The sequence below is a fragment of the Jiangella gansuensis DSM 44835 genome (assembly GCF_000515395.1).
In the GTDB taxonomy this organism is placed as follows: Bacteria; Actinomycetota; Actinomycetes; order Jiangellales; family Jiangellaceae; genus Jiangella; species Jiangella gansuensis.
Genome location: NZ_KI911782.1, coordinates 76,162 through 88,308, shown reverse-complemented (window position 1 = coordinate 88,308; position 12,147 = coordinate 76,162). Strand labels below are relative to the sequence as shown.

Below are 12,147 nucleotides of genomic sequence, written 5' to 3'. Positions count from 1 at the left end.
ACACAGGACCGCGGCATGACGGGGGTCGACACCCGGGTGGACCGGCCCAGCCGCATCCGCAGCAGGCCGGCGCGCCGGCCTGGTTCCGGCCGCCCCGGCGTCGCCCAGGCGCTGGGGCGGCTGAGCCTCGGCACCGCCGGGTTCGCCATCGTCATCGTGGCCTGGCAGCTCATGGCCGTCGGCGAGGTCTTCGGTGAGGGCCTGCTGCCCACCCCGGTCGAGGTCGGCAGGGTCATCGTCGACGGGCTCGGCAACGGCCTGCTCGACGACCTGCTGATCAGCTTCCGGCGCGTGCTCGTCGGTGTCGGTCTGGGCCTGGCCATCGCCACGCCGATCGGGTTCGTGCTGGGCTGGTTCGGCGTCGCCCGGGCGATGTTCAACCCGCTGGTGAACTTCCTGCGTGCGCTGCCGCCGATCGCGCTGGTGCCGCTCGTCATCGTCTATTTCGGCATCGGCGAGCTGTCCCGCGGCATCGTGCTGGTGTGGGCGGCCTTCTTCGCCACCATCGTCATCGTCTACGAGGGCGTGGCGTCGCTGGACGAGAAGTACGTGCGGGCTGCTCAAACACTTGGGGCCACCCGGTTCGAGGTCCTCACCAAGGTGGTCTTCCCGCTCTCGATCCCGCACATCATGACGGCCGCGCGGGTCTCGCTGGGCATCGGCTGGGCATCCCTGGTGGCGGCCGAGCTGGTCGCCGCGCAGCAGGGCCTCGGCGCGGTGATCCAGAACGCGAGCAACTTCCTCGACATCCCCACCGTCTACGCCGGGATCGTGCTGATCGGGATCTCGGCCCTGGTCATGGACATGGGCATCCGCATGCTCTCCGCCTACGTCGTCCGGTGGCAGGACAGGGGGACTCGATGACGCAGCACACCACCACCCGGAGCGGGCTCTCGGTTCGCGAGGTCGGCAAGAGCTTCGGCACCGGTGAGAAGGCCGTCCGCGTGCTTCACGACGTCGACCTCCAGATCGCCGATGGTGAGTTCGTCGCCGTTGTCGGTCCCAGCGGCTCGGGTAAGAGCACCCTGCTCAACGCCATCGCCGGCTTCGTCGAACCGGACGACGGCGAGATCCTGGTCAACGGAGAACCGGTGCGCGGGCCCGGGCCGTCACGGTGTGTGGTCTTCCAGGAGTACGCCATCTTCCCGTGGCTCAGCGTCCGGAAGAACATCGACTTCGGCACTCGGCTGCGGGCATGGCGCGGCTCAAAGCAGGAGCGCACCCGCATCACCGAGCGCTACCTCGACATGATGGGCCTCAACGACTTCGCCGACGCGCTGCCCAAGACGCTCTCCGGCGGCATGCGCCAGCGGGTCGCGATCGCCCGCGCCTACGCCGTCGATCCCGAGATCCTGCTCATGGACGAGCCGTTCGCCGCCCTGGACGCGCAGACCCGGGAACAGATGCAGGAAGCCCTGGTCGACATCAACCAGCGCGAACGTCGCACGGTGCTCTTCGTGACGCACCAGGTCGAGGAGGCCATCTTCCTGGCTGATCGGGTCGTGGTCATGAGTGCCCGGCCGGCCACCGTGCAAGAGATCGTCGACGTCCCCTGGGGTGAGCGGCGCACGCACGAGATCAAGACCGACCCGGAGTTCGTCCAGCTGCGCCGGCGCATCGAGACCCTGCTGCGCTCGTCGGCGCATTGATCCGCGGGGCAGCGGCCCCACCACACCCTGACACCCAAGGAGATAATCATGCGGACGACGACGTCTGCGGCCATTGCCGGCATCGCCGCACTCAGCCTGATGCTGACTGCCTGTGGCGGCGACGACGGTGGCGACACCGCCGCGGGAGGCCCTGCCACCGTGCGGATCGGCTACATCCCGGGCCCGGCACCGGCCATGAACCTGCTGCTCGCCGACGAACGCGGCTACTTCGCCGAGAACGACATCGAGGTGGAGCTGACGCCGTTCCAGACCGGGATCTCCCTGTCCAACGCGCTGACCGGCGGCAGCATCGACGTCGGCGTCATGGGCGCCGTCGTGGCGAACTTCCCGGCCCGCGGCCAGGGCAAGCTGTTCCTGCTGAACAATCTCGAAGCTGACATCCAGCAGATCTGGGCGGCACCGGGCTCCGGAATCGAGTCGGTCTCCGACCTCGCCGGCACGGAGGTCGCGACGACGACCGGCTCGGCAGCACACCTGCTGCTGCATGTCGCGCTCGAGGCAGAGGGCGTCCCGGCCGAGGACGTCGAGATCGTCAACCTCGATATGCCCGCCGTGGCCAACACGTTCGTCACCGGCGGCATCGGCGCTGCCGCACTGTGGGCACCGTTCGACACCCAGGTCGAGGAGCAGCTGCCGGACGCGAACCTCATCGCGACCTCGGCCGACTACGAGGACGCCGCCATCGCCGGTGGCTGGGTGGCCAACAACGACTTCTACGCCGACAACAAGGAGACTCTCGGGCGGCTGGCGGAGGTGTGGCTGCGCTCGAACGAGGACCTCATGACCGACCAGGAGGCCGCGCTGGCCGAGGCCTGCCCGCGCCTGGAGGAGTTCATGGACGCCGAGACGTGTGTCGAGATCTACGGCAAGACGCAGACGTTCACCAACGACGAGTGGGCCGGCCTCTACGAGGACGGCACCGCGCTGGACTGGGTCGGCCGGATGGAGCAGGTCTTCGTGGATATCGGCGCGCTACCGGAGTTCGTCGAGCCGGATGAGTTCTTCGACACCTCGATCTTCACCGACGCGGTCGGCTCCTGACCCCAACGCTCACCGAGACAAGGAGAACCACCCACGTGACTGGGCAGCCGACGAGCCCGAACGTGCTCATCGTCATGGTCGACCAGCTGACGGCGTTCGGGCTGGGCGCGTACGGCAACGACGACGTGCTCACGCCACACCTCGACGCTCTCGCCGACCGCGGTGTCGTGTTCGAGAACGCGTACGCGAACTCGCCGCTGTGCGTGCCGTCGCGGGCGGCCATGATGACCGGGCGGCTGCCCAGCGCCGTACCGTGCAACGACAATGCCGAGGAGTTCCCGGCCTCGGTCCCGACGTTCGCGCACACGCTGCGCCGGGCCGGGTACCGCACCATCCTCGCCGGAAAGATGCACTTCGTCGGCCCGGACCAACTGCATGGCTTCGAGGAGCGGCTCACCACCGACATCTTCCCGGCCGATCTCACCTGGACCCGGCCCTGGGAGACGCTCGGCGACCCGCCGCGGTTGTCCGGCAAGCAGCGCAGCGGCGGGCGGGAGTACGTCGACATCCTCAACCGGTCCGGCCCGCAGCCATGGACCTACCAGATGCACTACGACGAGGAAGTTCGGTTCCGCACGCTGCAGCGGCTGCGGGAGCTGGCCATGGACACCGGACCGCGCCATGACGAACCGTGGCTGCTGGTGACGTCCATGACTCAGCCGCACGATCCGTACGCGGCGCCGCAGGAGTACTGGGACCGTTACGAGGGCCGGCAGATCCGGCTGCCAGACCGGTCCGGCCCCCGCGAGGCGCATCCGCTGGACGTGTGGGTCAACGCGTTCCACGGGGTCGATCTGCACGACGTCACCGACGAACAGGTCTACCGTGCCCGCCGCGGCTACTACGCGATGATCAGCTACGTCGACGACGTCGTCGGGCAGCTCGCCGCGGAGCTGACCCGGCTCGACCTGGCCGACAACACGGTCGTGATCTTCACCAGCGATCACGGTGACCAGCTCGGCGAGAACGACATGTTCTTCAAACGCACACTGCGCGAGTGGTCGGTGCGCGTGCCGTTGATCGCGGCCGGCCCCGGGGTCCGCCCTGGGCATCGGGTGGATGTGCCGGTGTCGCTGGTCGACATCCATCCCACGCTCGCCGACCTGGCCGGGACATCGGTTCCGGCGTGCGTGGGCGAGGCGTTCGACGGCGCCAGCGTCGCGCCGCTCCTGGCCGGGCAGGACGCCGAGCACCCGGACGTCGTGCTGGAGAACTACGCGGAGGGCACCATCGCGCCGGTGCGAGCAGTCGTACGCGGCCGGCACAAGCTCGTCCGGGCGCCGGACCTGCAGGACCAGCTCTATGACCTGGGCCACGACCCGGGCGAGCGGCACAACGTCGTCGACGATCCGGCCTACGCCGAGGTGTCGGCGCGGATGCGGGCGGACATGTCACGGTCGTGGGATCCCGAGGAGGCGCACCGAACGGTGGTACGCAGCCAGCGGATCCGGGCATTCCTCGGCGAGGCGATGGCCCACGGCCGGCACCACTCCTGGGATCACCAGCCGGACACCGACGCCGCCCGGCAGTGGATCCGTGGCGCCGACGACGATCCCTGGGATCCGCTGTTCGGGTTCTGAACGCCAGCCGCGGTTCGCTCAGGGGACGAGGACGACCTTGCCGACGGTGTTCCGGTTCTCCAGCGCGACGTGGGCCGCGGCGGCGTCGGCCAGTGGGAACCGGTGCACGACAGGAACCAACCGGCCGGCCGCCGCCTCCGCCAGGGCCCGGGCCTCCAGCTCACGCAGCGCGCCCGGACCACGGCTGACGACACGCCGGCCGATGGCCCAGGTGGCGGTCAGGCCACGGTCGACCAGGTCATTCGAGGTGAACGGCAGCAGTTCCCCGGACGACCAGCCGAACATCACGAGCCTGCCGCCCACCCCCAGCAGGTCCATCGCGGCCCGTCCCAGCACGCCACCGACACCGTCGAGCACCACGCTCACCTCCCGGTCGCCGAGCGCCGCGCGGACCTCGTCCGGCCAGCTGCCCTTCCGGTAGTCGACGGCGTGGGTGGCGCCGAGTTGCCGGACCCGCGCCACCTTGTCCGCGCCGCCGGCGGTCCCGACGACGACGGCTCCAGCATGCCGCGCCGCCTGCACGAACAAGCTGCCCAGGCCGCCCGCCGCGGCAGTGACCACGACGACGTCTCCGGCGGTGAGCGCGGCGACGTCGAGTACGGCAACCGCGGTCCGGCCGGTTCCGATCATCGCGACGGCGACGTCCGGCGCCAAGCCGTCCGGCAGGACGTGCACGGCGTCGGCCGAAGCGACGGCGAGCCGCGCGTACCCGCCGCTGGCAAGCCCCAGGTGGACCACCACGCGCCGTCCCAACCAGGCGGCGTCGACGTCGGACCCGACGGCGCGGACGGTCCCGGCGACCTCACGACCGGGGATCATCGGCAGCTCCGGCACCGGGATCGGACCGCCGCCCGTGGTCCCGGCGCGCAGCGCGGTGTCGATCAGATGCACGCCGCTGGCCTCCACGGCCACCAGTACCCGGCCGGGTCCGGGCGACGGATCGGGTGCCTGTTCGTAGCGGAGGTTCTGTGCCGGGCCGAACTCGTGCAGTCGGATGGCGTGCATCGGTGCAGCTCCTAGGGGGTGACGGTCTCGCGGGGCACCGGCTACGCTAGAACCTCAATCATTGTTGAGGTCAACCGCCGGGAGACGACGCGATGGAGACCGTGGCGTGGAACAAGTCCGAACTGACCGTGGGAGAACTGTCCCGGCGCAGCGGCGTCGCCGTGTCGGCCCTGCACTTCTACGAGCGCCAAGGGCTCATCGCATCCCGCCGTACGTCCGGAAACCAGCGCCGCTACCGGCGGGCGACGCTGCGCCAGGTGGCCCTGATCCGGATCGCTCAGCGCGTGGGCATCCCGCTGGCCGAGATCGCGGACGCGTTGTCGAGCCTGCCGGACGGGCGCACGCCGGACCAGGCGGACTGGGAGCGGCTGTCCCTGCAGTGGCGCACCGACCTCGACGAACGCATCAAGCGACTGCAGCAGCTGCGCGACGACTTCACCGACTGCATCGGATGCGGCTGTCTGTCGCTCAGCTGCTGCGCGCTGGCCAACTCGCGCGACGCGTTGGGGGAGCACGGCCCCGGACCTCGCCGGCTCATCGAGGACGACATCGGGCCCGAATGCGCGTCGTGACGGGTGACGTCAGCCCGGAGGGCCACCAACAGGCGTCCTCCCGCTCCACCAGGCAAGCATTCATGGTTTCGCGGGTACACCCATGCCGAACGTGATCATTTCGGAGCGGCCAGCGACTGTTCGCAGGCGAGCAGCAGGACGCCGGCGCTCCACGCGTGCGACAGGGTCAGCAGCATGCCCTTCGGCTGGAAGCACGAGGTCTGGTAGTACCGCTCGGTGATCATCCCGCGGTAGGAGTTCACCTCGCCGTCCTTGCTGGCGATCAGCTGGCGGAAGCACGCCAGCGCCTCCTCGGCCCGTTCGCGGTAGTGCGGGTCGCCGGTGGCGGCCGACAGCTCTGTCAGCTCCCGCGTGCACACCAGCCCGTACGCGTGCAGGTGCTGGTTGGACGGAGAGGCCTGGTCGGCGCCCCGGCTGGCGAACCCGTACACGCCCAGCTGGGACCGCGGCGCGAATTTCACGTTGTAGGTGTAGCGGAACGTGAGCATCCAGTCGGCGGCCCGGCGAGCCAGGTCCAGCCAGCGCGGCGACCCGGTACGCCGGTGCAGGGCGACGTACGCCATGACGGCGGCGTACCCGTCCTCGGACGTGGGCGCGAGGTCGACGTCCTCCGGCGCGCCGTGGATGAACTCCCGCTCCACGAACCGCGCGTAGTACTCGCCGGCCCGCACCGCCGCCGCCAGGTACTCGCCGTCGGAGTCCCACGCCGCCGCCTCACAGAACGCGGAGATCCAGGTCAGCCCGGACGCGCCCGCCCAGGACAGTACGGTGCCGTCGACGGCGTGGTGGACGGATCCGAGGTTGCCGTCGGCACGCTGCCGGTCCCGGACGACGTCGAGGTTGGAGCGCGCGGCGGCCACCCAGTCCGGGTGCTCGTCCGGCGCCACCAGCTCGAGCGCCCGCAGCAGGAACAGGGTTGCCTCACCGAGGGTGCGCGCGTGCAGTCCGCCGCGCACCGGCGTCCAGCTCTGCGTCCAGCCACTCGCCCGCTCCCAGCGACCCCAGAAGGTTCCGGACGGCGACAGGTTGCCGCAGATGAAGTCCACGACGTGTGACGCCGCGGCCACCTCGGCCGCGTTCCCCACCCGTCGCCCGTGAGCCAGCAGCGCGTACGCCCACGGGATGCCGCTCACCCAGCCGACGTGCATGGCCTGCCGGTCGACCGGGCGGCCGTCGCCGCCGGTGACCTCGCGGTCGAACCCGACGGTCTCGAGCAGCACACCCGGGTCGGGGTCGTAGTGCCAGCGCACCAGCCCTTCGGCCGCGATGTCCGCCGCCTGCGCGACCGGAAGCCACGGCTCCACCGGGTGCAGGGCCCGGTTCCGGTCGTGGATCGCACGCAGCACCGGCGCATAGGCGTGCCGGTCGGCGGGCAGCCGGCCCACCGACGCGCGCAGCGTGACCGGCTCGCCGGGCTGCCAAGTGAACCGCGCGACCTCCGCCGGCCGCGGCCGCGGCGATCCGTAATACGTGACCGGTGCCTCCCGGAACGGGAACACCACATGTGCGCTGGCCACGGAACCGAAGTGGGAGTACCCGACGCCGGTGGGGCCGCACTCCGACAGCTCCGCGACCGCGACCACGACGCCGTCGCGCTGTCCCCAGGCGAAGACCGCGGGGGTTGCGGCCCGGTCGGACCGGAACGACCAGTGGTCGCTGACCATGCCGTCGGGGTCGTCGGCGCCGGGCGCGAAGCGCGGGAACAGCCGCTCGCACGCCTCCGGCCGGTTCTCTCCGTAGAACAGGCCGGGGATCAGCCACCACGGCTCTGCCGCACCGGCGACGTCGGCCACCAGCCGCAGATGCCCGGTGAACGGATCGTCACCGGCGTTGACCACATCGAGCACCAGGTCCACCACCGCACCGGCCCGGCCGGCCGCGGAACCGGCCTCGGCCTCGATGCGCAGCGGCCCGGCGACGACCTGGGCCGACAGGTCGTGCCCACCGTCCAGCTCCGCCGTCCCGACGACGACGCCATCGGCGTCCAGAACCTCCACGCGCAGCACGGGCGGCGTTCCGTCCGGTGCCGGCGCCGGATCAGCCTGCGTCGACGTCGTCATCGCTCGGCACCGACGGTTCGCCGTCGACGTCCCATTCCAGCAGGTCGACCTCGACGACCGGTCGCGAGGCGTCGCGCGGCACCCGGAATGTGCGCAGCTGGCTCGGGCCGAAGTCCGCCTCCAGCACGCGGCCCAGAACCGGCAGTTCGATGCGGGCGCTCGCCGGTGCTCCGGTGGTCTCGACCGCGCGGACGATGAGCTCGGGTGCCGAAGCGTCGCCGTCCTCCCAGCCCTTCACCGCCGTCACCATGACCTGCCCGGAACCGTCGGCGACGAAGCTGTCCGCCGCGGGCAGCCGGCCCTCGTGGAAGCTCTCCAGCATGGCGCGCGGCGCGGACCCGAGCACGGCGGCGCGACGGCTCAGCTCGGCCGACCGCCAGTCGCCGGCGTGCGGCACCAGCAGGTAGCTGAACCGCTGCACGCCCTGGTCCTGGAAGGAGTAGAAGCCGTCGGGGTCGAGCAGCCGTGGGTCGTGCCAGGAGTAGACGGGGCTGCGCACCGCGGTGATACCGATGCTCGGCGACACCGAGCCGTCGGCGGGAGAGACGTCGTAGCCATGCTTGGCGTTGTTGACCACGGCGAGCCCGGCACGAGCACCGGCCGCGCCGGCCGACCCCTCCATACCGCCCGTCAGGTCGACCCACGACTGGCCCGGTTCCTCGGCACCGTCGACCGGACGCGCAATCGTGCCGAACGGGATCTCGTACGTGGCCTCCGGGTCGGTCAGCGCCACCGGGAAACGCAGCTTCAGCAGATGCGCCTGCTCGCGCCAGTCGACGGTGGCCCGCACCTCTAGCTCGTCGGCACCCTGCCGCAGAATGAACTCCTCGACCAGTGTGGAGCGGCCCCAGGACCGCTCGACCCGCAGCCGGGCGCGCTCGGGGCCGCTCTCGCGCAGCACCATCCGGGTCGTGCGCATGGCCTCACCGGGCCAGGCGTAGGAGACGACGCCGTGCCCCCAGGTGTCGGTGGGGTCCTCGCTGACCTGGGTGTGCTCGCCGGCCGCGCCGGCCACGACGTCAACCCCGGTGCGCTTGTCGAGCAGGCTGGACAGCCACCCGGTCGCCGGGTCGAACTCGGCCCGCAACACGTCGTTCTCGAGCACCGTCTCCGACGCCGACAGCCCACCGGGAGCGTCACTGCTCCACGCAGCGGGCTCGAGCGGGACCAGCCCGGGGCGCAGCCGGTAGAGCCGGTATCCCAGGGGCGGAAGCTCGGCGCGGAAGACGACGGCGCCGCGGCCCTTGTCGTTGGTGGTGGCCACCGACTGGGTGGGCTGCGACGGTGTCAGCCGGCCTTCCGCGTCCACGACGTGCACGCCGGACGGCTGCACGCCGTACTGCAGCTCGACGTCGGTGGTGACCGGCCACGGGTGCGGGTTGAAGACCAGCACCGGCTGCGTGCCGTCCTCGAACCGTACCTCCACGTCGCGGGCGATGACGTTCTGCACCCGGGTGATGATGCGCTTGGCGATGGCCACCGCCTCACCGAGCTGGTCGCGGGCGTCGTCGTACCCAGGCTCGATGGCCGAGCCGGGGAGCACGTCGTGGAACTGGTTGAACAACAGCTGCTTCCAGGCGTGGCCGAGCTCGTCGCGGGGGTAGGCCAGGTCGTGGGTGACCGAGCCGACGGCGGCCCATCGTTCCGCGGACAGCAGCGCGGCCTGGGCGCGGCGCACCCACTGCTTGATGCCGGAGTGCGCGGAGTAGCAGCCGGAGGCGTGGTGCTGCAGGTCATCGCGCCAGACCGGCAGTTCCTCCATACCGTCCGGGCCGCGCCGGGCCATCAACTCGTCGAAGTAGCGCCGCGGCGAGGACATGATCAGCCTTCCGTAGGAGCCGCGCTGGTCGTGGCGGTGAATCGACTCGATGTTGGCCTTGGTCGGTCCGCCGCCGTGGTTGCCCACCCCATAGAAGATCATGAGGTCGCCGAGCGAACGGTCCAGCTGGCCCAGCGACTTCTCGGTCTGGTGCGCGACGTCGCCGGGCGGGCTGCAGTACTCGAACGGGATGCGGTAGGCCAGCACCCGGCTGCCGTCGGGCGCCTCCCACCAGAACGCGGTGCCGTCGAGATCGCTCTCGTGCGGGCCGGGACGCAGGAACGTGTAGGAGTCCATCCGCTGGCCGCGCAGGATGGCCGGCAGCATGACGTTGTGCCCGAACGGGTCGACGTTCATGCCGACGGTGGCGATGACCCCGAAGCGTTCGTGCAGGTACCGCTGCCCGTACAGGCCCTGCCGGACGAACGACTCGCCACCGGGCATGTTGCAGTCGGGCTCGACCCACCAGCCACCCGTCATCACCCAGCGGCCCTCGGCGACCCGCTTGCGGATCTCCTCGAACAGGGCTGGGTCCTGCTCCTCGACCCATGACAGGAGCACCACCTGGTCGCAGGTGAAGACGAAGTCCGGGTACTCCTCCATGCGGTGGATGGCCGACCAGAACGTCGCGCGGGCCTCCTGGTAGCCCTCCTGCCACGGCCACAACCACACCGGGTCGAGGTGGGCGTTGCCCACCATGTGCAGGGTTCGCTTCCGGGCGGCGAGGGGCCGGTAGCCCTCGGTCGTCGGTTCGGCGGTCATGCGGTCGGCTCCTCCGGTGTGCTCTCGGTGGCGGCGGCCCAGGTGTCGGCCATCTCGCTGATCAGGTGCAGCGACAGCGTGTGCATCTCCTGGATGCGCGGGGTCTGCGTGGACGGCACCAGCAGCGCGTGGTCGGCGTGTCGCGCCGCCGGTCCGCCGTCGCCACCGGCGAACAACACCGTCGTCGCGCCCTTCGCCCGCGCCGCGGCCAGGCCGGCGACGACGTTGGGCGAGCGGCCGCTGGTGGTGAAAGCCGCGACGACATCACCCGGGCGGGCCAGCGCGGTGACCTGGCGGGCGAAGACATCGTCGTAGGAATAGTCGTTGGCGATGCAGGTCATGACGGTCGGGTCAGTGGTGAGCGTGACGGCGGGCAGCGGCCGGCGGTCGCGCTTGTAGTGCCCGATCAACTCCCCGGTGAAATGCTGGGCGTCGGCGGCGCTGCCACCGTTGCCGAAGGTGTAGAGCACGCCGCCGGAGGCGAACCTCTCGCAGATCAGGCTACCGATTTCTCGTACCAGCGGTACGAGTTCGCGCATCGCCCCGGCGACCGCGACGTGGTCCGCCAGGTGCTGATCGAGGACGCCGGCCACCACGTCGGTCGTCTGGTCAGGCATGCTCCACCTCCGTCGTCAGGGCGTCCAAGGCGACCACCCCGGCACCCACCACACACACCACGTCCCCGAGGCCGGCCAGCACCACTCGCGCGGCCTTGGCCGCGGGCGGCATCGCATCGCGGGCCACAGCTTCCGCGACCGGGTCCAGCAGCATCGCGCCGGAGCGCGTGACGCCGCCGCCGAGCACCACCAGGTCCGGCTCGAACACGTTGACCAGGTCGGTGACCGCCTGGCCCAGCACGTCGGTGGTCTCGTCCCAGACCTCGCGCGCGTAGGCATCGCCGGCGGTGGCGGCCGCAGCGACCTCGGCGGCGGTCAGGGGATCGACCGCGGCCAGGCTCGTCGTCCGGCCGGCTCTGATGCCCTCGGACGCGCGGGCCGCGATGTTGGTTCCGGACACGTACGCCTCCAGGCAGCCACGCCGCCCGCAGGAGCAGGTCCGTCCGCCGGGCCGGACCATGACGTGGCCCAGCTCGCCGCCATTGCCGGCCGCGCCGCGGTGCAGCGAGCCGCCGATGACCGCACCGCCGCCCACCCCGGTGGAGATGGTCAGGTAGATCATCGTGGTGGTGCCGCGGGCGGCGCCGAACCGGTGCTCGCCCAACGCCGCCGCGGTGGCGTCGTTCTCCAGGAACGCGGGGACGCCGAACTCCGTCCGCGTCATCTCACCGAGCGGCACATCGAGCCAACCCGGCAGGTGCGGCGGCGAGATGAGGACGCCGGTGGCGCTGTCCAGCGGCCCTCCGCAGGAGATGCCCACCGCGCTGACGGGCCGGTCCAGTCCGGCCGCCTCGACGGCGCGGTGCCCCATGTCGAACAGCCGAGCGATGACGGCGTCCGGCCCCTCCCAGCGCCGGGTCGGCTCGACGGTCAGAGCGTGCACCCGGCCGTCCGTCGTCACGACCCCGACGGCCAGCTTGGTGCCGCCGATGTCCAGTGCCAGCACGGCGGGGTCGGCGCCACCGGCGCCCCGTGTCGCGTGTGCCCGCGTTGCCTCGTTCATCCGCCCTGCTCTTCCCCG

10 protein-coding genes are annotated in these 12,147 nt (G+C 71.2%); 5 read left to right on the top strand and 5 right to left on the bottom strand.

The window, feature by feature from the left end:
* Window positions 1-15 precede the first annotated feature (15 nt).
* The 4 genes from JIAGA_RS0100405 to betC are packed head-to-tail and all read left to right on the top strand — an operon-like array spanning window position 16 to window position 4,291.
* The gene (locus JIAGA_RS0100405) at window positions 16-864 is read left to right on the top strand and encodes an ABC transporter permease (protein ID WP_084469365.1); all 849 of its coding nucleotides are present in this window, start codon (window positions 16-18) and stop codon (window positions 862-864) included.
* Entirely contained in the window at window positions 861-1,649 is a 789-nt protein-coding gene (locus JIAGA_RS0100400) for an ABC transporter ATP-binding protein (protein WP_026874147.1), read from the top strand. The genes JIAGA_RS0100405 and JIAGA_RS0100400 overlap by 4 nt, the downstream gene beginning before the upstream one ends.
* Before the next feature lie 48 nt (window positions 1,650-1,697).
* The gene (locus JIAGA_RS26565; protein ID WP_051425500.1) at window positions 1,698-2,711 is read left to right on the top strand and encodes an ABC transporter substrate-binding protein; all 1,014 of its coding nucleotides are present in this window, start codon (window positions 1,698-1,700) and stop codon (window positions 2,709-2,711) included.
* A 35-nt stretch (window positions 2,712-2,746) separates the two neighbouring features.
* The gene (gene betC / locus JIAGA_RS26560; RefSeq protein WP_157552461.1) at window positions 2,747-4,291 is read left to right on the top strand and encodes a choline-sulfatase; all 1,545 of its coding nucleotides are present in this window, start codon (window positions 2,747-2,749) and stop codon (window positions 4,289-4,291) included.
* An 18-nt stretch (window positions 4,292-4,309) separates the two neighbouring features.
* Here the strand turns inward: betC and JIAGA_RS0100385 are convergent, their stop codons facing one another.
* On the bottom strand, window positions 4,310-5,296 hold the full coding sequence (locus JIAGA_RS0100385; protein ID WP_026874146.1) for a zinc-binding dehydrogenase: 987 nt from the start codon (window positions 5,294-5,296) through the stop codon (window positions 4,310-4,312).
* 92 nt (window positions 5,297-5,388) lie between these two features.
* On the opposite strand from JIAGA_RS0100385, the gene soxR reads away from it, so the two are divergent.
* Window positions 5,389-5,868 carry a redox-sensitive transcriptional activator SoxR gene (gene soxR / locus JIAGA_RS0100380; RefSeq protein ID WP_026874145.1) on the top strand — a complete coding sequence of 160 codons (480 nt, stop codon included), beginning with the start codon at window positions 5,389-5,391 and terminating at the stop codon, window positions 5,866-5,868.
* Between the two features lie 95 nt (window positions 5,869-5,963).
* On the opposite strand, the gene JIAGA_RS26555 is transcribed toward soxR, so the two are convergent.
* Genes JIAGA_RS26555 through JIAGA_RS0100360 form a run of 4 tightly spaced genes read right to left on the bottom strand, consistent with a single transcriptional unit; the run spans window position 5,964 to window position 12,129 of the window.
* Window positions 5,964-7,928: a YyaL domain-containing protein gene (locus JIAGA_RS26555; RefSeq protein WP_051425499.1), complete on the bottom strand. Its 1,965-nt coding sequence runs from the start codon at window positions 7,926-7,928 to the stop codon at window positions 5,964-5,966.
* Entirely contained in the window at window positions 7,906-10,509 is a 2,604-nt protein-coding gene (locus tag JIAGA_RS26550) for an alpha-mannosidase (RefSeq protein WP_051425498.1), read from the bottom strand. The genes JIAGA_RS26555 and JIAGA_RS26550 overlap by 23 nt, the downstream gene beginning before the upstream one ends.
* Window positions 10,506-11,126: a D-sedoheptulose-7-phosphate isomerase gene (locus JIAGA_RS26545; RefSeq protein ID WP_211239450.1), complete on the bottom strand. Its 621-nt coding sequence runs from the start codon at window positions 11,124-11,126 to the stop codon at window positions 10,506-10,508. Before JIAGA_RS26545 ends, JIAGA_RS26550 begins: the two co-directional genes overlap by 4 nt.
* Window positions 11,119-12,129 (bottom strand): ROK family protein, encoded by a 1,011-nt coding sequence (locus JIAGA_RS0100360; protein ID WP_051425497.1) that lies wholly within the window; start codon window positions 12,127-12,129, stop codon window positions 11,119-11,121. The genes JIAGA_RS26545 and JIAGA_RS0100360 overlap by 8 nt, the downstream gene beginning before the upstream one ends.
* Between the last annotated feature and the right edge of the window lie 18 nt (window positions 12,130-12,147).